Below are 20,922 nucleotides of genomic sequence, written 5' to 3'. Positions count from 1 at the left end.
TTACCGTCATCCCGGACGACCGGCGATCGATGGGGGAACCGCGGATGTTCGGGTTGCGGCGGCGCGAGACGCGCTCCCTTCCGCGTACGCTCGGCCGGCTCATCGAGGGCCTGGCCCGCCCGGTGCCCGCCGCGCCGGAGCAGAGGCGCAGCAATCCCGACGCCGTCGTCGACTGCGCCGTGTATCACGCGGGTGCGCGCCGGCCCGGGCAGCTGCACTACGCGCACGCCGTCCGCCAGGCGCACCGGCAGAAGGACGCGTTCGTCTGGCTCGGGCTGCACGAGCCGGACGAGCCCACGATGGCCGCGATCGCCCGGGTCTTCGGCCTGCACGAGCTCACCGCCGAACAGGCCGCCACGGCCGGGCACCGGCCCGCCGCCGAAGTGATCGGCGAGGTCACCCGGCTCGTGCTGCGCACCGCGCGCTACGTCGAGCACGAGGAGCTGACCGAGAGCTCCGAGGTGGTGGACACCGGCGACGTCACCGTGCTGATCGGCGACCGTTTCGTCATCACCGTGCGGCACGGGGCCGCGGGTGCATTGCGGCCGGTCCGTCAGGAGCTGGAGCAGCGGCCCGCCCTGCTGGCCGAGGGTCCGTGGGCGGTCGCGTACGCGGTCAGCAGCCGCATGGTCGACCTCTACCTGGAGGTCGCCGCGCACGTGGAGCACGACCTCGAGGCGCTGGAGGAGGTCTCCTTCTCCGCCAGCAAGCCGCCTGACATCGCGCACATCTACCAGCTCAAGCGGGAGATGGTGGAGTTCAAACGGGCGGTGCTGCCGCTGCAGGAGCCGTTGCAGCGACTGCTCGACCGCGACATCGTGCCGGCGGGGCTGTACCCGTACCTGGTGGATGTGCGGGGGCGGCTGAACCGGGCGGTGGACCGGGTCGCCGGTTTCGACGATCTGCTGAACTCGATCCTGCAGGCCCGGCTCGCGCAGGTGTCGGTGGACCAGAACAATGACATGCGCAAGATCGCGTCGTGGGCCGCGATCGCCGCCGTGCAGACCGCCATCGCCGGCATCTACGGGATGAACTTCGAGTTCATGCCCGAGCTGGGCTGGCGATACGGCTATGCGGGCGTGCTGCTGCTGATGGCCGGGGCCGCGGTGGTGCTGCACCGCCGCTTGAAGAAGGTGGGTTGGCTGTGACGATCGCGGAGCCCGACCAGCGGTGGGCCGACCTGGGCCGGCAGGCCTGTGTCGTGCTGGCACCGCTGTTCCTGGCGGTCGAGCACGTCGGCAGCACCGCAGTGCCCGGGCTGCCGGCCAAACCGGTGATCGACCTGATGGCGAGCCTCGAGGACCTCGACGACGTCAACACCAGCGCGCTCGGGACGTTCGGCTACCGCAAAGCGCCGACCGACATGCCGCAGCGCCTCTTCTTCCGGCGCGAGGACTACGACAGCACGGCGTACCACCTGCACGTCGTCACGGCGGAGAGCTGGCCGGTGCGCAACGAGCGGTTGCTGCGCGACCACCTGCTCACCCATCCCGCCGACCGGGACCGGTACGCCGCCCTCAAGCGCGAGCTGATGGACAAGTTCGGGCCGGGGGACGCGTACACGCGGGGTAAGACCGGGCTGATCCAGGAGCTCACCGACGCGGCCCGCGCCGAGCGGGGTCTACCCTCCGTGCCGGTCTGGGAGGAGTAGGCCTCCCGCCGTGTGCCGGCTCACCCGCGGCATCGGACGTTACGGCTGTGACCAGGCATAACGCCTGAGGTCCCAGGCGCCTCAAAGATCCACCGAACGGTCCGGACCCGTCCCCCGGTCCGCAGGTTCTCCACTCCGGACAGTGTGCGGAGTGTGCACCACTCTGCCGTGGCAGTCGAATACTGCGGGTAACTACCGTTTGGATTCGATCACTGCACTGGGGGCGGTAGTAGTGGAAAGTACGGTCACCGAGGTCGTGCCGGAAAGCCTGGATCCGGGACCGGAAGGTCCGGGTCGTGGTGGCCTGGTCACCGTTCTGCGCGGGCATCTGGACCTGTTCCTGAACGCCGGTTCGCTGATGGCCACGACGGCGATCACGTCGCTGTTCGGCTTCGCGTACTGGTGGCTGGCCGCGCGTACCGCATCGGCCGAGGCCGTCGGCCAGGCGTCCGCGGCGGTCTCCGCGATGACGCTGATCGGCACGATCGGCATGTTCGGCATGGGCACCATGCTGATCTCCGACCTGCCCGCGCTGCGCGGCCGCAAGTGGGAACTGATCTCCACCTGCCTGCTGGTCGCCGGCAGCGCCGCGACCCTGGGCGGGCTGATCTACGTCGCGCTCGCCCACCTGGCCGTCCCCGGCCTGCAGAACGCGCTCGGCAGCACGGCCGCCACCGTGCTGCTGGTCTTCGGCATCGCGCTCAACGCGATGACCCTGGTCCTGGACGAGGCCCTGGTCGGGCTCCTGCAGGGACCGTTGCAGCTGATGCGCAACGCCTGGTTCTCGGTGGTGAAGCTGGTCCTGCTCGGCGTGCTCGCCGTGCTGCCGCTCACCCTGACCGGCGGCGAACTGCTGCTCACCTGGATCGCCGGCATGGTCCTCTCGGTGGTGATCCTGGGCCGCACGCTGCGGCGCAAGGGCATGGTCGATTCGGTACGCCCCCGCGTGTCGCTGCTGCGCGGCCGGGGCCGGGCGACGTTCGACCACAACCTGCTGAACCTGGCCACCTACCTGCCGCGCGCGGCCCTGCCCCTGGTCGTCACCGCGGTGCTGTCGGCCGAGGCGAACGCGTCCTTCTACACCGCGTTCATGGTGCTCTCGTTCCTGGCGATGGTGCCCGGCAACGTGGCCCTGACGCTGTTCGCGGTGGCCAGCGGTGACAAGGCCGCACTGCGTTCCAAGGTGCGGATGGGCCTGCTCATCTGTCTCGGCGGCGGCCTGCCGGTCTCGCTGGTCGTGGTCTTCTTCGCCAAGCCGATCATGGGCCTGTTCGGGGCCAGCTACGCCGAGTCGGCCGGCACCGCGCTGATGATCCTGGCGCTGACCTACGTGCCGTTCGTCTTCCACCACTTCTTCCTGGCGATCTCCCGGGTGCAGGGCCGCGTCCGGGGCGCCGGCATCTTCTCGGTCTTCGCCGGCATCGCCGAGCTCGTCGCCGCCTGGTACGGCGGCAGCCGCGGCAGCCTCACCGAACTCGTCACCTGGGTGGCAGTGGTGATGGCCGTCGAGATGGTGCTCGTCGCGCCGACCGTGCTGCGGGTCGTCCTCGCCCGCCCGCCCCTGGAGGAGAACATCATGTCGACCACCAGCCTGACTCTGCGCGAACGCGCCTGGCTGCCGCTGGAGTACATCCGTACCGTCGGCCCGCTGACCGGGGTGACCGCCGAGCGGTTGCGGACCGCCCTGATCGGCCTGCACGCCGCCGACCCGACCCACCGGGCGGTGTCGCGTCTCGATCGCGCCGGCGCCAAGTGGCTGCACATGGACGCGACCGCGTTCGCGGCCTACGTGCGGGAGGCGGTCACCGACCTCGGTGACGGACCGGCCGACTTCGACGCGATGACCCGCGAGCTGCAGGCCGAGCCGCGCGGTCACCACCCGGTGCGGATCCTGGCCGGCGGCGGGTACGTGGCCATGAAGGTGGCGCACGCGTACGGCGACGCGGGCCCGGTGAACACGCTGCTCCGCGAGCTGATCCGGGCGGCCGGCGAGGAACGGGCCGCCCAGATCGCCCCGTCCGTCCGGCACCGGTGGGCGCTGCCGAAGGCCTGGTGGAAGCAGTTCGGCACCAAGCCGGGCCGGTGGAAGCAGGGGCTGAGCTTCGCCCGGCCGCCGCACCCGCAGGAGTCGCCGACGCGGCCGTGGACGCCGGGACTGACAGTGGAGACCGCCCGCTCGGCGGAGGTGCTCGGCAAGATGCGCACGTGGCGTGACCAGTACGCGCCCGGCGTCACCACCTCGGCGATCACGTTCGCCGCGTTCACGGCGGCGCTGCGCGAGCTGGGCCTGAACCCGGACCTGTCCGGCGGCACGTTCCTGGCCGACGCCCGGCGCTACGTGGACCAGGGCGTCAGCATCGACAGCAACTTCTGCATGGGCCCGTTCCTGAGCCCGCCGAGCCTGACCGACCCGCAGGCGATCCACACGACGCTCAAGGCGGAACTGGCCACCGGCCGGATCCTGACCATGATGCTGCTGCGCGAGGGCAAGATCGCGGTGGCCGGCGCACCGGGCCTGCCGGACGCGTACCCGTCGGAGGCGGCGATCGAACCGCGGCCCCGGCTGACGTTCAGCAACCAGGGCCGGCACGACGTGCTCGCCGACCTGCCGTGGGCGGCCGAGGCCGCGGGCCGGGTCAACCAGAGCGTGCCGACGCTCAACGGGCCGGAGGGCATCACGCTCACCACGTCCGAGATGGGCGGGGTGCTGCACCTGGAGGCGACGTTCCACGCCTCGACGTACGACCCGGCCGTGGTGGCCCGGGCGCTGGAGCTGGTCTGCACCGACCCGGCCGCGCTCATCATGGCGACCCGCTGAGGATGAGGACTTACGCGCGGCCGGCCGCCCCCGCCGGTCGCGCGTAATCAGCTCCGGAACAGGAGAACGCGCGGGTGGCCGTCCGGCCACCCGCGCGTCACTTCAGTGAGCCGGACGTCAGTGGTGCCCGCCACCGTGGCTGCCGCCACCCGTGGTGCCGCCACCCGTGGTGCCGCCACCCGTCGTGCCGCCACCCGTCGTGCCGCCACCCGTCGTGCCGCCACCCGTCGTGCCGCCACCCGTCGTGCCGCCACCCGTCGTGCCGCCACCCGTCGTGCCGCCACCCGTCGTGCCGCCACCCGTCGTGCCGCCACCGGTGGTGCCGCCGTTGTTGCCACCCTGGTGACCGTTGTTGCCACCCTGGTGACCGTTGTTGCCACCCTGGTGACCGTTGTTGCCGCCCTGGTGACCGTTGTTGCCGCCCTGGTGGCCGTTGTTGCCGCCACCGTTGTTGCCGTTACCGTGGCCGTTGCCGCCACCGATCGGGCCACCGTTGCCCGGGCGGTACGCGACCACCGGCATGGCGATCCCGAAGGACCGGCGCACGGGGCGGTCGAAGCGGCCGCAGTTGTCGTACACGAGGGTGGCGCGCAGCAGCGCCACGCCGGAGCGGTCGAAGTCCGCGTTCACGCGGAACGCGGTGAAGTCGGTGCGCCCCGGGCGCAGCGAGTCGCCCCGCGAGAAGGACGTCGAGCGGGCGTTGCGCGGGTAGTCGACGTCGACGCGCCGGCCGCTCACCCAGACCTGGGCGTCACAGATGCGACGGTCGGTCTGCCAGCGGATGCTGACCCAGGTGTCGGTGTGGGCCCGGACCCGCTGCACGAAGTTGGAGACGGGCTGCGGTCCCCGCGGTGCCGCTTCCGCAGCGGTGGGCGCCACCAGCGACGCCATGCCAACCGAAGCGACGGTGGCGGCCACGAGGGCTCCGATACGCCGAGACTTGTTCATCCCATTCCTCCGAAACTAGTTCGTTGTCAGGCCGAGGGCTGGCCTGACGAAAGAGAGGTTATGGGCGATTTGCGCCTCACTACGGGATTTAGAGGCGTTTCGGGAGAATTTATAGCTTTTTAACCATTACGTGGAGGCCTACTAGTCCTTTCGACTGATGATCAAATGCTTCCGGAACGGTGCCGATGATCACGAAGCCCAGCGACTGCCAAAGGTGCACGGCAGCGGCGTTGACCTGCACAACCGCGTTGAACTGGATGCTGTGATAGCCGTCGGCGCGGGCCCACTCGACGACGTGCTCACCCAGCGCCCGGCCGACGCCCCGGCCGTGCCGGCCCGGGTCGACCATGAAACTGCCGGTGGCGACGTGCGCGCCGCGGCCCGGCCGGTTGGGCCCCATCTTCGCCGAGCCGAGGATCTCGTCACCCTCCACCGCCACCACGGTGCGGCCGGGTGGCTGCTCCATCCACAACGCCCGGGCCTCGTCGGGGCCGAGCCCGAGCGGGTACGCGTACGTCTCGCCGGCCTCCACGATCTGCGACCAGAACGGATAGATCCGGGGCCAGTCCTGCTCTGTCGCCTCTCTGATCCACATACGTCGACCCTAGGGCGACTTGAGTTCGCGTACCCAGGTGGCGGGGCGGTCCCGCTGACAGGATTCGCGACATGACTGAGGCACGCCGCGAGCCGGCCGTCCTGCTGGGCGCCGGGATCCTGGCTCTCGCGATCTCCGCGATCCGTCCGTACTCCTACGGCACCTGGCTGCTCGAGGTGCTGCCGGCGCTGATCGCCGCCCCGGTCCTGGTGCTGACCTACCGGCGCTTCCCGCTGACGCCGCTCGCCTACCGGCTGATCCTGGCCCAGGCGCTGATCCTGATGATCGGCGGCCACTGGACCTACGCCCAGGTCCCGGCCGGGGAATGGGTGCAGGACCTGTTCTCGCTGGAGCGCAACCCGTACGACCGGCTGGGGCATCTCTTCCAGGGCATCACCCCGGCGATCATCGCCCGCGAGATCCTGCTGCGCCGCACCCCGCTGCGTCCTGGCGGCTGGCTCTTCGCCCTGGTGGTCTGCGTGGTCCTCGGCGTGAGCGCGTGCTGGGAGTTCTTCGAGTGGTGGTCGGCCCTGATCGGCGGCAGCGCGGCCGACGACTTCCTCGGCGCGCAGGGCGACGTGTGGGACACCCAGTGGGACATGTTCCTGGCGCTGTGCGGTGCGGTCGTCAGCCAGCTGCTCTTCTCCCGCCGGCACGACCGTCAGCTGGATGGGCTCAGGACACCACCGGAGTAATTCGGTCGTTGCGCAGGTGCTCGTAGACCACGGAGGTGCGCACGTCCGCCACGTGCGCGTGCTCGGTCAGCCGGTCGATGACAAAGGCATAGAGGCTCTCGTTGTCCGGCACCGCCACGTGGATCAGGAAGTCCTCCGAGCCGGTGGTGACGAAGACGCCGAGCGTGTCCGGCAGGGCGGTCACCCAGTTCCGGAAAGCCTCGATGTTCCGTCGCGACGGGGGCCGGATCCGGACCGCGATGAGCGCCTGCACCGGCCGGCCGATCGCGGCCAGGTCGACGGTGAGGCTGGCGCCCCGGATGACGCCGCGCTCGCGCAGCGCCCGGGTGCGGTCCAGCGCGGTCGTCGGCGAGACCCCGACCGCGGCGGCGATGTCGCGGTTGGTGCGCCGTGCATCGATCTGCAACTCCCGCAGCAACGCCGTATCAAGTTCGTCCAGATGCGCCATAGCGCCAGCGTATCCGGATTAAGTACGGATTCCTTGTCAGCACCCCGTGCGGATGCCTACCGTTTCTCACTATGAACGGCATTAATCAGGTGGGCTTCGAGCCCGCGGAGATCCGTACTGGCGAGCCCACCCGCTCCGCCCGGCTCAAGTGGGTGATCGTCGTCGACGAGGCGCTGCCCGCCGGACGCGCCACCAACGCGGCCATCTGTGTCGCGGCGGCCACGACCGCGGCGGTGACCGGGCTGCTCGGGCCGGACGCCAAGGACGCCGACAGCTCCGTGCACCCCGGCCTGCCCTGGGCGGGCTGCTCGGTGCTGGGCGCGCCCGTCGCCCGGCTCACCGAGATCCGTACGCGGGCAGCCGACTCGCTGGGCGTCTTCGTCGCCGACATGCCGGTCCAGGGCCAGGCCACCCGGGTGTACGACGAGTACCTGCGCCAGGTCGGGGAGACGGCCGGCGCCGAGCTGGCGTACCACGCGGTCAGCCTGGTCGGGCCGCGCAACCGGATCGACAAGCTGGTGCACCGCCTGGGCCTGCTCGCTTGATTTGACCGTTCAAATCACCGGTAAAGCCCCGATACGCGACGATAGGGGTGGTTACCGACAGAGGGAGACGGCATGTCGCTCAGTGCGGCCCATTCGGCGGCGTTCCGCCGGGAGGCGCCCCAGGAGGGCCGGGTCTGGTCGATCCGGGACGCCGCGGGCTATCCGGCTCCGGAGGACGAGGCCGGCCGGCGGGCCATGCCGTTCTGGTCCAAGCCCTCCCGGGCCGAACGCGTGGTCGGCGCGGTGCCGGCGTACCGGGGCTTCGACGTGGTGGAGATCCCGATGGCCGACTGGCTGGACAGCTGGCTGCCCGGCCTGCGGCAGGACGGGCTGCTGGTCGGGGTGAACTGGGCCGGCGCCCGCGCCACCGGCTTCGACCTGGCGCCCGACCGGGTCGCCGCGTGGTTCACCGAGCAGCCCTGACGACGCTCACCGCTCAAGGAGACCCGCTGCGCGGGAAGTCGCGCAGCACGTCGGCGCACTCGCGGACGACGGTTCCTAGGCACGACCGGGCAATCGTCGCGTGGGCCGGTGGCCCCGGACCCCGGCACCCCCTATGCTTGCCGAACTGCAAACAAAGGGGTAGCGGTGCGAAGTCTCGAGATCCTCGTTGTCGACGACGACGATGCCGACGCCCTGATGATCTCGGAGGCGCTCGAGGGTTCCGAGCAGCAGACGACGGTCAACCGGGTGGCGGACGGGCGCGAGGCGCTCGACTACCTGCTGCGCACGGCGCCGTACGAGGACGCCCACCGCCCCGATCTGATCCTGCTGGACCTCAACATGCCCCGCATGGACGGCCGCGAGACGCTGGAAGCGATCAAGACCGACGAGCGGCTGAAGACCATCCCGGTGGTCATCCTGACCACCTCGGGCGCGGCGCCGGACATCGCGTCGAGCTACCAGCACCGGGCGAACGCGTACGTGACCAAGCCGTTCGGGCTGGACGAGTTCGAGGCCACGGTCCGGACGATCGACCGCTTCTACCGCGAAGTGGCGCTGCTCCCGCCGGGCGACTGAGCGCCGGTTACCGCGCATCCCCGCGGGGTACGAGCAGAGCCATGTCGGACAACACCGCCCCCGAGGACCTCGGGGCCCCGCAGTCTTTCCTCGTCCTCGCCGACGGCACGCCGGTCTACGACCGCGCGGGCGACAAGGTGGGCACGGTCGCGCACGTCCTCTCCGACGACCGGGACGAGATCTTCCAGGGCCTGGTCGTGAAGACCGCGCAGGGCCACCGCTACGCCGCCGCGACCCAGATCGACGGCCTCTTCGAACACGGTGTCATCGTGGCGGTCCCCGCGGCCGAGCTGCACGAGCCCACCGAGGAGACGATGGCCAAGGCCGGCGAGGACGACTCCTTCACCGACGGTCTGCGCCGGGCCTGGAACTGGCTCGTCCAGCCGAAGTGACCCCGGCGGCCGCGACGAGTCCGAGGCGGCTCAGCGCGGCGTTGTCGTGGAAGCGGGTCAAGCCGGCGATGCGCTCCCCGCGTACCGTCAGCGCCAGCAGGCCGGCCGGGCGCGCGACCGTCTCGCCGGGCTCGGCCAGATAGCAGGCGTAAGCCGGCTGGGTGTTGACCTCGGCCGGGACGAGGAGCAGCTGCCGCGACCCCCGCCACGCGTCGCTGGCCCGCAGGAAAGCGCCGATCGCCGCCGGGCCCTGATATTCGTGCGGCGCCGGCGGCATGGTCAGCCAGGCGTCGTCGAGCAGCAGCCCAACGACCGTGTCCACGTCACCGGCTGTGAACGCGTCCGCGAAGCGTCGCGCCAGCCGGCCGTCGTGCGGCGTCGTCCGCCCGTCGCCCACCGCGGACCGGGCCCGCTGGAGCACGCCCTTCACCACGGTGGGAGTGGTCGCGAGCATCCCGGCGACCTCGGCGGTCGGATACCCGAGGACGTCCCGCAGGATCAGGACGGCGGCCTGCCGGGGCGGAAGCCGTTGCAGCGCGGTGATGAACGCGAGCTCCACCGCCTCCTTCATGCCGTAGCGCGCCTCCGGGCCCGGAGCAGTGTCGGGAAGCTGCTCCAGCAGGGTGTCGGGGCACGGCTGCAGCCACGTCACCGCGTCGCGCCGGGTCGGCGCGGGCGGCTCGAACGGAGGTTCCGGCGCCACTGGGACACGCCGGCCGGCCGAGCGCCGGAGGTTGAGACAGCGGTTGGTCGCGATCGTGTAGAGCCAGGTGCGCAGCGAGGAGCGGCCCTCGAAACCCGCCAGCCCCTTCCAGGCCGCCACCAGCGTCTCCTGCAGGGCGTCCTCGGCATCGCTCAGCGACCCGAGCAGCCGGTAACAGTGCACCAGCAGCTCACCACGGTACGGCTCGACCAGCTCACCGAAGTCCGTACCGTCCACGCCCGCAGCATCTCATCCCCGGACCGTTCCGATCGTCCCCGCGCCGGTGTCTCAACAAGGGACCGAGCACCGAACCGAAGGGAACCCCGATGCCGGAAGAAGAGAGTGCCGCCCTGCGCGTGGCGCTGGCGTACCACCGGGCCTGGACGAGCAAGGACGTCGAGCTGGCCTTGACCTATGTCGCGGACGACCTGGTCTGCGACGCACCGGCCGGCCGTATCGACGGCCGCGACGCCTACCGCGACTTCCTCGCGCCGTTCGCCCGGTCGCTGATCAGCACTACCCTGATCGCCGCCTTCGGCGACGAGGACAAAGCCCTGCTGATGTACGACACCAGCTCCGCGCTCGTAGCCAGCGCTCCCGGCGCCGAATGCCTGACCGTGCGGCAGGGCCGGATCACCCACAGCCGCTTCATCTTCGACCGCCTCCCCTTCGCCGCCGCGAGGCAGGCCATGGCCTAGCGTCAGCGGCAGGAGGTACCGGTGGACGAGAACGAGTTGCGCACGGCGGAACGCCGCCTGCAGGCTGCCCAGCTGGCGTCGGACGTACCGGCGCTGGACGAACTGCTCGACGACCGGCTGGTCTTCACCGGGCCCGACGGCGCGCTCTACGGCAAACAGGACGACCTGCGCGTGCACCGCACCGGCACGCAGGTGATCGATGCCCTGCACGAGGAGGAGCTGACCGTGCTGGTCGCCGGGCGGACCGGGATCACCTGGTTCCTCGGCGACCTGCGCGGCAGCATCAACGGCACGCCGTTCGAGGCCCGGATGCGCTACACCCGCACGTGGGTGCACGACGACGAGCACGGCTGGCGCATCATCGCGGCCCACGCGAGCGTCGTCTGAGCAGCTTTCAGGCCCCGTCGAGCACGACCCGCAGAAAGCCGATCAGGTCGGCGCGCCGGCGCACCGGGTTCCGGTACAGCGCCGGCCCGCCGACCCGGATCCGCCGGGCTTCCCGGATCACCCGATGCCAGCGTTCGTCGTACGTCCGCAGGGCGAAGTCGGCGGCCTCGGTCTTCGCTGTGACCCGCCCGGCGGCAAGCGTGTGCCGCAGCCGAGCAGCCCCGAGGACACCCCAGGACGTCGCCCGGGCGCTGAAACCGGCCGGGCCGCGCGCGGTCACGTCGCGCCAGCGGGTCCAGTAGCCGGCGAGGTTCTGCCGGGTGCTCTCGGCCAGCGCCGGCCAGTCGGTGTGGATACCGAGCCCGGCCACGCCGGGACCCCGGACGGCGACCCCGCTCTGGGCGAGCACGTGCCAGGTCACGAGATGCCGTTCGAAGCGTGACTCCGGCTCGACCTGCCACTCGTGTACCGCGGGCCCGGGCGGGCAGGTGGCGGGATCACGCCGGAGGTCCTCGGCGGTCACGTACAGACCGTCGAAGTACGGCTCGCGGTGGGCTCGTCGCAGGTCGGCGTGCACGGCTCGCAGGGTCGCCACGTCCGGCGTACCGGAGACGACCGCGACGAAGTCGATGTCGCTGACGCCGGGCTGATAGTCCCCGAGCGCGACCGACCCCTGCAGGTAGAGCCCGCGCACCAGGCCGGGCGCATGCCGGTCGGCCAGGTCCAGGTAGGTCGCGCAGGTCTGCTCGACATTCACCCGCGTCACGGTATCCGTAGGGTGGAAACGTGTGGCAGCAGCGGCGTTTCCGGCTGTTCTGGGCCGGGGACGCGATCAGCGCGGCGGGTGGCGCCCTCTCCACCGTGGCGCTTCCGCTGCTCGCCATCGGACGCTTCCGGCTCGGGGGTCGGAGCGGTGCGGGCCGCGCAGACCCTGCCGTTCCTGCTGCTAGCGGTCCCGGTGGGGCTGCTGGTGGACCGGGTGTCACGGCGGCGGTTGCTGCTGATCGCCGACACGGCCCGCTTCCCCCTGGCTGTGGCGATCGCGGTGGCCGCCGCGCTGCACGTGCTGACCCTCGGGTGGCTGGTGGCGTTGGTGCTGCTGGTGGCCGTGTTCACGGTGCTCTACGAGGTCACGTACCTGTCGGTGCTCCCCCAGCTGGTCGACCGGCCGGACCGGCTGCCGCACGCGAACCGGGCCGTCGAGGTGGCGCACGCGGGCGCCGCGCTGGTGGGCCCGGGAGTCGGCGGCGCGCTGGTGGGCGCGCTGACCGCGGCCGGGGTGGTGCTGCTGGACGCGCTGTCGTTCCTGGCCGGCGCGCTGCTCACCGCCGTCAACCGGTGGCCGTCGCCGGTCCCGGCGCCGGACCGACGGACGTCCCGGCCGGGAGCGGGCTGGGCGTGGCTGTGGCGCGACCGCTACGTGCGGCCGATGACGCTCTACCTGGCGGTCAACAATCTGGCCGCGCAGGCCTTCCAGACCGCGTTGCTGCTGTTCGTGCTCGGCCCGCTGGGACTGCCGGCGGCCGCCGTCGGGGTCGCCGTCGCGGCGTTCGGCGGCGGGTTCCTGCTGGGGGCGCTGATCAGCCCGGCCGCGGCGGGCCGGTTGGGGATCGGCCGCGTCGTGGTGACGGCCGCCGTCGCGGCCGCGGCGGGCATGGGCCTGGTCGCGGCGGGCAGCGGTCTGATCATGGTCGTGGCGGGTGCACTGTTCGCGGGTACGGGACCAGGAATGCTCAACCTGCACAGCATCGCCCTGCGCCAGGCGATGACACCTGGTGCCCTACTGGGACGGGTCAACGCCGTGGTCAAAACCATCTCGTACGGGGCGACGACCGTCGGCGCCCTCGCGGGTGGGATGGCTGCCACCGGCATCGGGCCGCGCCTGGTGATCGCCTTCGCCGCAGCCGTCTCGGCCGGCGCGGCGCTCATTCCCGCCTGCTCGGCCATCCGCTCCCTCAAGGGCCTTCCCGCCACCTGAGCGCCGGCGGCCTTGGTAATGGGTCAGCCGACCGTTTCGAGGCCTGAGTCGCCGCAGATCTTGACCAGTTCCGCTGCCGCCGCGCTGACCGCCGCGACCGCGTCCGGTTCGGCGTCAGTGCCGTGGGCGGCCACCGCCTTCGTGTACGCCGCCGACAGGGCCTGCGCCGCGTCGGCGACCGGGGCGTCCGCCGTTCCTGAGGCGGCGGTGATGTCGGCGACCACGCCGGGGGTCATCAGTGAGGCGTCGCTGACCGCGCGGACGGCCTTGCCGCAGGCGATCGCGCCGGGTGGCTCGTCGTCCGAGGCGGCCGAGGGTGCCGGTGCGCTGGGGACCGGGGCGCTGGGGACCGGTGCGCTGCTCGCCTTGGCCGGCGGCGCGGAGGCCGGTTCCGACGACGGGCTCGAGCAGGCGGCGATCATGCTCCCGCCGACCAGGCCGGCGGCGATCAGGCTGCCGGCTGTCAGGACGGACCGGGCGAAAGCGGGCAGTGATCGTGGCATCGGCTCAGGGTAAGGCCGCTGGGGGCGTACCCCGGGGAGACGGCACGCGGGCCGGTCGGAAACCGACCGGCCCGCGGCACGCGGTTTGTCAGGCGCGCTCAGATGGCGCTGCCCTTTTTGTAGTCTTCCCAGCTCATGTTCCAGTCCGTCCAGCCGTTGCCGTTCTTCAGCTTCTCCTCAGTGCCGCTGACCGTGATCGGGTCGCCGAGCATCGTGCGGGAGAACAGCCACTTGCCCATGGCCATCGAGACGTTGACGCAGCCGTGCGAGACGTTGCGCTTGCCCTGCACGCCCTCGGACCACGGCGCGGCGTGGATGAACTGGCCGCTCCAGGTGATCCGCTGCGCGTAGTCGATCTTCGTCTTGTAGCCCTCGCCCTCGGGCAGCTCGTCGGTCGTGTCGAAGACGGTGTGTTCCTTCTTCTCGATCACGACCATCGTGCCGCTGGAGGAGGGGGTGGTCTTCTTGCCCAGGCTGACCGGGATGGTCTTGACGACCTTGCCGTCCTGCTTGACGGTCATCTTCTTGGTCTTGTTGGACACCGTCATCACGAACGAGCGGCCGACCTTGAGGTCCACGGTCAGGTCGGAGCGGCCGTACCAGCCGTCACCCATCGGCACCCCGGCGAGCTGCACCTTGTAGAAGATCTTGGTGTAGGCCTTCCAGTACGTCTTCGGGCGGTAGTGCACCTCGGTGGGGCTGGTCCAGTGCCAGATGCCCTCCTGGGCCGGCGTCGCCGTCACCGTCATGCGGCGCTGCACGTCGTCGCGGTATTTCTCCGGGACGGAGCGGCCGAAGCGGACGATCATCGGCATGCCGACACCGACAACGTTGCCGTCACCGAGGAAGCTCGTCACCCGGACCAGCTTCGACGGCTTGTTCATCACCGTGAAGTTGCTGGTGGTGGAGCCGCCCTTGTCGCCCGAAGGGGTGCCGTTGACGGTCACCGTGTAGGCCTTGCCCCAGCCGAGCGCCTTGGCCGGCGTGAAGACCTTCTTGTCCTTGTCGAGGGTGCCCTTGACCTCGGCGCCGTCAGCGTCCTTGACCTCGACGGAGGTGTTCTCGGCGTCCTCGGTGTCGTATTTGATCTCGGCGATCGCCTCGACGTCCTTGGCGTCCGCCGCGGGCGAGGTCACCGCCACCGTGCTGAGCGTGGGCTGCGGCGAGGGGGCGCCCGAGGCCGAGGTGCCGTCGCCCGGTCCGCCGCCCTGCCAGGAGGGGGTCTCGGCCTTGTCACCGCTGCAACCGGCGGTGACCAGCACAGTCGCGGTCGCCAGAGCCGCCACGGCGACCTGCCACGGCCGTCGCCCGGCCCGGCTGGTCATCCGGAGCGCTCGCGCACCCGTCGACCGTTCTCCACGAAGTCCCATGATCCCTCTCACCGCGCTGTCGTCCCGGCGCCCATCTTCCCCCATGAATGCCGGGCCACCAATCCCGGTTTCGTGCCGCGGCGCCCGGAGGGTGGCGCCGCGCCGCGGGTTCAAGCGACCGGACCCACTTTACGCTTCAAGTTTCAGGCGCCTTCCTGGGCTGCCAGTTCGGCCGGCACCGGCAGGGCGCTGCCCTTGATGAATTCCTTCCAGCTCATGTCCCACGCCGTCCAGCCGTTACCGGCGTCGAGCTTGTCCTCAGTACCCCGAACGGTGATCGGATCACCGATCAGCGTCTTGTCGAAAAGCCAGCGGGCGTTCGACGGGGACACGTTGACACAGCCGTGTGACACATTCCGGCGGCCCTGCGAGCCGACCGACCACGGCGCGGAGTGGACGTACTGGCCGCTCCAGGTGAGGCGCTGGGCGTACTCGATCTCGGTGCGGTAGCCCTCGTCCGGGCCCAGCTCGGCGGTGGTGTCGAAGACGGTGGCCGCCTTCTTCTCCATGATGACCATCGTGCCGCTCGACGAGGGGGTGCTCTTCTTGCCGAGACTGACCGGCAGCGTACGGACGGTCTTGCCGTCCTGGACCACGGTCATCTTCTTGGTCTTGTTGTCGACCTTCATGACGAAGCTGCGGCCGATCTTGGCGGTCGCACCGCGGTCCTGGTCGCCGTACCGGCCGCCACCGGTCGGCAGACCACCGACGGCGATGCGCACCTTGAGCTCGGTACCGGTCTTCCAGTAGTTCGGCGCCCGGTAGTAGGCCTGGGTGCCGCTCGCGGTCCACGACCAGACGCCGGGCTGCTCCGGGGACGTCTTGACGAACATCCGCTTCTGGACGGCAGCCCGGTCCTTCTTCTTGATGCCCGGGTTGAACTCGACCACGACCGGCATGGCCACGCCGTAGGTGCGGTCGTCGAAGAGGTAGAGGCCGGTGCCGGTCTTACGGGCCGGCTTGCCCATGGTCGTGAAGGAGGTGCCGGCGGTCTTGGTGCCACCGGCGGAGTCGACGGCGGTGACCGTGGCGTCGTACTTCTTGTTGGTCTTGAGCGGCTTGCTCGGCACCCAGGCCGAACCGTCGTCGCGCAGCGCGCCGGCGACTGTCTTGCCGGAAGCGTCCTTGAGTGCGACGGTCGTCACCTTGCCGCCGGAGACCTTGAAACCGATCTCGGCGCTGACCGGAACATCCTTCTTGCCCGTGGCAGGAGTCACAGTGAGCGAGACGGCAGTGGAACCGCCGGACTGGCCGGACTCGGCGACACCGGACTCGGGCACCCCACCGGAAGCGGCAGCAGAAGGTGAGGCGCCGACCCAGGCAGCAGGGGTGGGCTTGTCCTCATCACCACTGCAAGCAGCCAGCGCCAGCGGCGTGACCACCACCAACGCCACAACCGCCACGAGCGAGCGCCGCATGCTGACCATCCTTGATCCTCGATCCCACGTTCCGCGGGCACATCCTGCCCTACCCGCGCAACGCCAGGGGTCATCCCGACGGTGGGACTCGCCAAGACGATCATGCGGGGGTGCCGATTTCAGGCTCCCGGGAACCCCGTGTTAATGTTTCTGCGTTGTCAGCGAGCGCCGCTAGCTCAACTGGCAGAGCAGCGGACTCTTAATCCGCGGGTTGTAGGTTCAAGTCCTACGCGGCGCACAGGTGACGATGGCCCTGACCAGAGGTTCTACTCTTGGTCGGGGCCATTTTTCGTCCCTCGGCCTCGCCACCTCAATGTCACGGCTTGCGCGCTACCGCCCCGTACGCATCCAGCCACTCGGCCTTCCCGTCCGGGCGCCAATCCGTGATCTGCACCAGGCCCGGCTCCACCATCTCCAGGCCGTCGAACAAGCTGCCGATCTCGTCCGGGCTGCGCAGGACATACGGCACCCCGCCGCTCTGGGCCAGCCGTGCGGCACCCTCCACCACGGCCGGGGTGGTGTTCGTGCCGTCCCACAACACCAGGAAGCTTCCCGGCGGCGTCGCCTCCATCACCCGGTTGACGATGGACGACACCACCGTGAGGCGGGGCTCGTAACCCATGACGCCCATGAACATCACACCGACCGGCTGGGAGAAGTCGAGCACCTTCGCCGCCTCGGCGAGGATCAGCTCCGGGTCGTGGTAGTCGGCGTCCACATGCGTGGCGCGGCCCTGGCCGCCGGTTCCGGCCATCAGGGCCTGGGCGTGCGCAAGCACCAGCGGGTCGTTGTCCACGTAGACGACCCGCGATTCGGGCGCGACCGCCTGGGCGACCTCGTGGGTGTTCTGCATCGTCGGCAGTCCCGTGCCGATGTCGAGGAACTGCCGGATGCCGGCCTCGGCGGCCAGGTATCGGACCACCCGGATGAGGAACTGACGGGAATGCCTGGCCATGAGCACGATCTCGGGGTAGACCTGCGCCACCGCGTCCCCGGCGGCCCGGTCGGCGGCGAAGTTGTCCCTGCCCCCCATCCAGTAGTTCCAGATCCGTGCCGCATGCGGCACATCGGGCTGCAGCTGGGCGGAGATCTCGTCCTCAGTGGGCGCCATGAGCACGTTTGTACGGGACCCACACCGGGTGCACAAGGCCGATGCGCGGTCGGCCTCACCGTCCCGGCCGCGCGACCACGCCGAGGACGCGGTCACACGCGAGGCAGCCGAACCGGCGGGAATCATTGCGGTAGCCGGGGTTGTCACTCACGACCGTGAAGGTGCGCGGCGGGACGCGGCCGTCCCCGGTGACGCACCGAGCGGGCAGGTCGGCCGGCACCGGATCACCAGCCACCGCGGTGCATCGCTTGACCATCCACACCCGACGCTCCCCCGGTTCGGCTGCCGGAGCGGCACGCCGCGCCGCTCGCCCACCGGAACGGGCTCACCGGCCGCGTGTCCACAATGGGCGATCGACGTTCACCCGCCTCCGGGTGACCGCCGCGCCGGCTATGGCACCAAGTGACGGGCAGCCGAACCTTGTCATCCATCAGGGATGAGGGACGGGGACGAGATTTCCAGCATCGTTCGATGCATGGCCACCGCAGCACCTCCCCGGGAACGCGCTCCCCGCGGGGGTGCCGACCGGCGGCCGATGACAGGTTGAAGGGAGGCCGCGCCATGGCGAAGAAGTCGAAGAAGGACAAGAAGGGCAAGAAGAACAAGAAGAAGTGACCGGGTGGGCCGACGGCGCATCCGCGTGCGGCCGTCGACTCCGACCGGCGTGACACCCGGCCCGGAAACGGCGTATCCAGCATCCGTCTCAGTGCTTGGACCTCAGCTTCCGGAAACCCTTGGACAGCTTCGCCTGCGTCTTCGGGTCCTTGGCCTTGCGCATCATCTCCTTCTCGAGTTCCTTCGCCTTCGGCGACTTCGCGGCCTTTTCTATCCTGCTCATGAGCTTTCCCATGAGGCCTCTGCCCTCTTCTCCGACGCACTCAGGACCGGCTACTCGATCGACGCGCTGAGGTGCGCGTGTAAGTCACTGTGGGGCGCGTCCTGCCTACCCACCTCATCCAGCCCGGATGACGTCGGCGTCAGCGCTAGCTGCCCCCGGAAGATGCGCAGGAAGAAGACGAACAGGGGCGACAGTTGCCTGCCGTGATCGGCGAATGGCGAACTGCATGGCGATCAGGGCGGCGACCGCTGGTACGGGGCGATGTCGGCGTCCACGTCCTGTTCGGTGAACGGGGTGTCGCGCGGTGCGTGACCGTAGGCGATCGCGCCGATCGCGGAGGTCATGACCACGCGCCGGACGCCCGCCTCGCAGCCGGCCACCGCTTCGCACCAGCCCGCGTCGTCAGCCCGGTGTGAGGCGGGGCTTCAGTTCCTGGGCCGCATCACAGGCCGTGGTGGACGTGTGCGGCCCACTGCGTCGGCAGGGCGGGGTGACGAGCGCGGTGGGCCCGGACGGCGTGATGTAGCGCCGTCGCAGCGGTGGTGGGATCCGGGTCGGAGGTGCCCGGCCCGAGGAGGCCGCGATAGAAGTCCTCGGTGATCATCGTGGCGGCGTGGTCGTTGACCGGCCACAGGGTGCCGACGACCGCCCGATATCCGGCGAGCTGGAAGGCGGCCGTCAGATGCGTCGTCTCATCGGCGTGGAACGCCGTGGTGTGGGTGACGCTGCACGCGGACAGGTAGGCGAGTTCGCCGTGGTCGAGACGCAGGCCGCTGATGGCGGTCACTGTCAGCGGCCTTTCCAGGTGGTCCTGCAACAGCAGGCGGTTCTCGGTGGAAGTGAGCAGGTCGGCGACTCCGTGACAGGCGAAATGCGTGATCTCGTGGTGCGGCAGGGCCTCGATGACGGTGGCGTGGCCGGGTGAGCGCAGGATCGTCGTGGCCGGCAACAACCTCTCCAGCAGGCGGGTTTCGGCGGCGGCACCGGGCAGCGGCGAGACGCCGGGGGCCTCGGGGACGGACACGACCAGGACGGACGCCGCTTGACGGGGCCGGGACCGGGCGCGGTGGGAGTGAGCGAGCGCACGGATCGTGGTCGTATAGGAGGAGATCACCCGGTCCAGCGCGGTGTCGTGACCGCCGTCGGCATGGCGGCCCGCGGCGTGCAGCGGCAGCAGCGCACAAAGGCCGACCGGGCACCACCAGATCCTCGGCCACGGCTGACCGCCGCCCGGGGGACCGGTGTGGCCGAGGGCGTCGAGGACCGGTGCCGCCGCGGCGTCCCACAGCCAGGCGAGGATCGCCAGGACGTCGCGCTGAGCCTGCTGCCGCCCGGCGACCGCGCCCGGCTCCGTGGCGATCTGCTGGGCCTGCTGCAGGGCCGTGACGCGCTGGTCGACCGCCTGCCGGGTGAACAGCGGCAGGTCCACGACGACGGGCTCGCCGGGATCGCTGGTGAGAATCAGCGCGCTGCCATGGTCGCGATGGGCGACGACGTAGATGATCGGCCCCCGGGTCGCTTGCTCGCTGAGCTTCCCGATCGTCCCGGCGCGATTGTCGCGCCGGGCGAGTTCCTTGCCCATGGCGACGCTCCGCACCTGCTCCATCAGTTCCAAGGCCCGGCCGGGCGCGCCCGCGAGGATCGCGGCCTCCGCCGCCGTCGAGGCCAGATCCAGCACCTTGATGGAACGGTTGACGCGGTCATCGAAGCCCAGGTGCCACGGCGTGATCCGCGGGAGTTGCCGCACCGCCGACTCCGCCATCGCCAGGGCGGCGCCGTTGTCACCCGCGCGGATGTACATCTCGGCGGCCCTCTGCGCGGCCACAACTTCGGGGTTCCCCGACGTGGACTGCATGCTCGCAGCCTCGGCATAGGCCGCACAGGACCCAGCCAGCGCGACGCGGTCGCCGTCATGTTCGTATCGCGCCGCCAGGGCCCGGCCCAGATGAAACTGAGCCATCCCGCGCTCGGGGTGGGACCCGGGCGAGCGTGCGACGGCTTCCCGGCCCACTCGTATCGCCGCGGCCAGATCCTCCGGCCGCTGGTGCACGGTGAACGACGTCACCAGAGCGGCACAGAGCTCGTGCAGCTCCCCGCCCAGTGCAGCCGCCTCGCGCAGAACCGTAACCGCCTCGTCGGCAAGGTCCGGCCGGCCGCCGTGTTCGGCTGCCGCCCACAGCATCGTGCCCCACGCGCCGAGGAGGTCCGCCCGCTTCGGATCGCCGGGTGGACATGCGGCGACAACGCCACGCGTCAGCTCGGTGGCCTCGTCGATCAGAGCGTCTTGCCGGGTCCTCAAGAACAACGCGGTGAGGGCATTGGCCAGTCGTACCTGGAAGAAGCCGATCTCGGGAGAGCCGGGCCGCGCATCGGCTACCGCGCGCCGACTCAGCTGGATGCCTTCCTCCAATACCGCCAGCTCGCCGTATGCAGTGTGCTGCTGCAGCAGCAGGGCGCTCGCGACGGACGGCTTGTGCATGAACCGCCGAGCCCAGAGTTCGAACTCGAATCTGGCGATGAGAAGCACCGGGGGAAGCGCCATCCACCAGGTCCACCAGGTGAGGTAGACCAGCACGCCCGTCGCGGCGATGGCCAGCCCTCCGGGCAGGACGACAAAGGCCAGGCAGCACAGCGGAAGCCACCACGGACCCCCCAAAGCGCCGACGACCACCGCGCCGGCGATCGCCAGCGGCACGAAGGCACATCCGCCGGGGACCCGAAAGGTCATCTGGGGCTCCGCCACATCGACCATTGTCACTCAGGGCGATACATCGGGAGGTACGTGCCGATGAGCAGGGTCGCAG

General features: G+C 70.5%; 23 protein-coding genes and 1 tRNA gene. 12 read left to right on the top strand and 12 right to left on the bottom strand.

Annotated elements, in window-relative coordinates; translation table 11 throughout:
• The first annotated feature begins 44 nt into the window (after nt 1-44).
• The 3 genes from ACQP2Y_RS06925 to ACQP2Y_RS06915 all read left to right on the top strand — a co-directional run bounded on the left by ACQP2Y_RS06925 (nt 45) and on the right by ACQP2Y_RS06915 (nt 4,469).
• A complete protein-coding gene (locus ACQP2Y_RS06925; RefSeq protein ID WP_433725622.1) occupies nt 45-1,148 on the top strand; it encodes a magnesium and cobalt transport protein CorA in 1,104 nt (367 codons plus the stop codon).
• Entirely contained in the window at nt 1,145-1,651 is a 507-nt protein-coding gene (locus tag ACQP2Y_RS06920) for a GrpB family protein (protein WP_433725620.1), read from the top strand. Before ACQP2Y_RS06925 ends, ACQP2Y_RS06920 begins: the two co-directional genes overlap by 4 nt.
• A gap of 232 nt (nt 1,652-1,883) precedes the next feature.
• Nucleotides 1,884-4,469 (top strand): lipopolysaccharide biosynthesis protein, encoded by a 2,586-nt coding sequence (locus ACQP2Y_RS06915; protein ID WP_433725618.1) that lies wholly within the window; start codon nt 1,884-1,886, stop codon nt 4,467-4,469.
• Between the two features lie 117 nt (nt 4,470-4,586).
• On the opposite strand, the gene ACQP2Y_RS06910 is transcribed toward ACQP2Y_RS06915, so the two are convergent.
• Both ACQP2Y_RS06910 and ACQP2Y_RS06905 read right to left on the bottom strand, forming a co-directional pair.
• On the bottom strand, nt 4,587-5,360 hold the full coding sequence (locus tag ACQP2Y_RS06910) for a hypothetical protein (protein ID WP_433725616.1): 774 nt from the start codon (nt 5,358-5,360) through the stop codon (nt 4,587-4,589).
• Between the two features lie 166 nt (nt 5,361-5,526).
• Nucleotides 5,527-6,012, bottom strand: a complete 486-nt coding sequence (locus ACQP2Y_RS06905) for an N-acetyltransferase family protein (protein WP_433725614.1) — start codon at nt 6,010-6,012, stop codon at nt 5,527-5,529.
• 71 nt (nt 6,013-6,083) lie between these two features.
• Between ACQP2Y_RS06905 and ACQP2Y_RS06900 the strand changes: the two genes are divergently transcribed.
• Complete coding sequence (locus tag ACQP2Y_RS06900) at nt 6,084-6,707, top strand: DUF2238 domain-containing protein (protein ID WP_433725612.1); 624 nt, start codon at nt 6,084-6,086, stop codon at nt 6,705-6,707.
• Here the strand turns inward: ACQP2Y_RS06900 and ACQP2Y_RS06895 are convergent.
• A complete protein-coding gene (locus ACQP2Y_RS06895) occupies nt 6,688-7,155 on the bottom strand; it encodes an Lrp/AsnC family transcriptional regulator (protein WP_433725610.1) in 468 nt (155 codons plus the stop codon). The genes ACQP2Y_RS06900 and ACQP2Y_RS06895 overlap by 20 nt on opposite strands.
• Nucleotides 7,156-7,226: 71 nt before the next feature.
• On the opposite strand from ACQP2Y_RS06895, the gene ACQP2Y_RS06890 reads away from it, so the two are divergent.
• The 4 genes from ACQP2Y_RS06890 to ACQP2Y_RS06875 all read left to right on the top strand — a co-directional run bounded on the left by ACQP2Y_RS06890 (nt 7,227) and on the right by ACQP2Y_RS06875 (nt 9,112).
• Nucleotides 7,227-7,700 carry a DUF2000 domain-containing protein gene (locus tag ACQP2Y_RS06890; RefSeq protein WP_433725608.1) on the top strand — a complete coding sequence of 158 codons (474 nt, stop codon included), beginning with the start codon at nt 7,227-7,229 and terminating at the stop codon, nt 7,698-7,700.
• A 72-nt stretch (nt 7,701-7,772) separates the two neighbouring features.
• Nucleotides 7,773-8,123, top strand: a complete 351-nt coding sequence (locus ACQP2Y_RS06885; protein WP_433725606.1) for a DUF2750 domain-containing protein — start codon at nt 7,773-7,775, stop codon at nt 8,121-8,123.
• Nucleotides 8,124-8,288: 165 nt separating this feature from the next.
• Nucleotides 8,289-8,720: a response regulator gene (locus tag ACQP2Y_RS06880; protein WP_433725604.1), complete on the top strand. Its 432-nt coding sequence runs from the start codon at nt 8,289-8,291 to the stop codon at nt 8,718-8,720.
• Between the two features lie 41 nt (nt 8,721-8,761).
• Nucleotides 8,762-9,112: a PRC-barrel domain-containing protein gene (locus tag ACQP2Y_RS06875; protein ID WP_360555053.1), complete on the top strand. Its 351-nt coding sequence runs from the start codon at nt 8,762-8,764 to the stop codon at nt 9,110-9,112.
• Here the strand turns inward: ACQP2Y_RS06875 and ACQP2Y_RS06870 are convergent.
• A complete protein-coding gene (locus tag ACQP2Y_RS06870; protein ID WP_433725602.1) occupies nt 9,063-10,052 on the bottom strand; it encodes an RNA polymerase subunit sigma-70 in 990 nt (329 codons plus the stop codon). The two genes, ACQP2Y_RS06875 and ACQP2Y_RS06870, sit on opposite strands and share 50 nt — an antisense overlap.
• Before the next feature lie 89 nt (nt 10,053-10,141).
• Here ACQP2Y_RS06870 and ACQP2Y_RS06865 point away from each other — a divergent pair, with 89 nt between their 5' ends.
• Together ACQP2Y_RS06865 and ACQP2Y_RS06860 are read left to right on the top strand one after the other, a co-directional pair.
• Nucleotides 10,142-10,513 carry a nuclear transport factor 2 family protein gene (locus tag ACQP2Y_RS06865; RefSeq protein WP_433725600.1) on the top strand — a complete coding sequence of 124 codons (372 nt, stop codon included), beginning with the start codon at nt 10,142-10,144 and terminating at the stop codon, nt 10,511-10,513.
• 21 nt (nt 10,514-10,534) lie between these two features.
• A complete protein-coding gene (locus tag ACQP2Y_RS06860; protein WP_433725598.1) occupies nt 10,535-10,900 on the top strand; it encodes a nuclear transport factor 2 family protein in 366 nt (121 codons plus the stop codon).
• 7 nt (nt 10,901-10,907) lie between these two features.
• Here ACQP2Y_RS06860 and ACQP2Y_RS06855 read toward each other — a convergent pair whose 3' ends face one another.
• Nucleotides 10,908-11,657 (bottom strand): aminoglycoside adenylyltransferase domain-containing protein, encoded by a 750-nt coding sequence (locus ACQP2Y_RS06855; RefSeq protein ID WP_433725596.1) that lies wholly within the window; start codon nt 11,655-11,657, stop codon nt 10,908-10,910.
• A 156-nt stretch (nt 11,658-11,813) separates the two neighbouring features.
• Here ACQP2Y_RS06855 and ACQP2Y_RS06850 point away from each other — a divergent pair, with 156 nt between their 5' ends.
• Nucleotides 11,814-12,878, top strand: coding sequence for an MFS transporter (locus tag ACQP2Y_RS06850; protein WP_433725594.1), 1,065 nt, complete (start codon nt 11,814-11,816; stop codon nt 12,876-12,878).
• Nucleotides 12,879-12,901: 23 nt separating this feature from the next.
• On the opposite strand, the gene ACQP2Y_RS06845 is transcribed toward ACQP2Y_RS06850, so the two are convergent.
• From ACQP2Y_RS06845 to ACQP2Y_RS06835, 3 genes are all read right to left on the bottom strand, one after another.
• On the bottom strand, nt 12,902-13,381 hold the full coding sequence (locus tag ACQP2Y_RS06845) for a hypothetical protein (protein WP_433725592.1): 480 nt from the start codon (nt 13,379-13,381) through the stop codon (nt 12,902-12,904).
• A gap of 98 nt (nt 13,382-13,479) precedes the next feature.
• Entirely contained in the window at nt 13,480-14,706 is a 1,227-nt protein-coding gene (locus ACQP2Y_RS06840; protein ID WP_433725590.1) for an Ig-like domain-containing protein, read from the bottom strand.
• 188 nt (nt 14,707-14,894) lie between these two features.
• The gene (locus ACQP2Y_RS06835) at nt 14,895-16,178 is read right to left on the bottom strand and encodes an Ig-like domain-containing protein (RefSeq protein ID WP_433725588.1); all 1,284 of its coding nucleotides are present in this window, start codon (nt 16,176-16,178) and stop codon (nt 14,895-14,897) included.
• Between the two features lie 156 nt (nt 16,179-16,334).
• On the opposite strand from ACQP2Y_RS06835, the gene ACQP2Y_RS06830 reads away from it, so the two are divergent.
• Nucleotides 16,335-16,407, top strand: a tRNA-Lys gene (locus ACQP2Y_RS06830).
• Nucleotides 16,408-16,485: 78 nt separating this feature from the next.
• Here the strand turns inward: ACQP2Y_RS06830 and ACQP2Y_RS06825 are convergent.
• The 4 genes from ACQP2Y_RS06825 to ACQP2Y_RS06810 form a co-directional block, all read right to left on the bottom strand.
• Nucleotides 16,486-17,280, bottom strand: a complete 795-nt coding sequence (locus ACQP2Y_RS06825) for an SAM-dependent methyltransferase (RefSeq protein ID WP_433725586.1) — start codon at nt 17,278-17,280, stop codon at nt 16,486-16,488.
• Nucleotides 17,281-17,983: 703 nt separating this feature from the next.
• A complete protein-coding gene (locus tag ACQP2Y_RS06820) occupies nt 17,984-18,118 on the bottom strand; it encodes a hypothetical protein (protein WP_360814956.1) in 135 nt (44 codons plus the stop codon).
• A gap of 233 nt (nt 18,119-18,351) precedes the next feature.
• The gene (locus ACQP2Y_RS06815; RefSeq protein WP_433725584.1) at nt 18,352-18,498 is read right to left on the bottom strand and encodes a hypothetical protein; all 147 of its coding nucleotides are present in this window, start codon (nt 18,496-18,498) and stop codon (nt 18,352-18,354) included.
• A gap of 62 nt (nt 18,499-18,560) precedes the next feature.
• Nucleotides 18,561-20,813, bottom strand: a complete 2,253-nt coding sequence (locus ACQP2Y_RS06810) for a CHAT domain-containing protein (RefSeq protein ID WP_433725582.1) — start codon at nt 20,811-20,813, stop codon at nt 18,561-18,563.
• Nucleotides 20,814-20,922 lie beyond the last annotated feature (109 nt).

The sequence above is a fragment of the Actinoplanes sp. CA-051413 genome (assembly GCF_050955795.1).
Classification (GTDB): Bacteria; Actinomycetota; Actinomycetes; order Mycobacteriales; family Micromonosporaceae; genus Actinoplanes.
The sequence above is the reverse complement of the archived record's forward strand: the minus strand, read 5'-3'. Positions and strand labels throughout refer to the sequence as shown.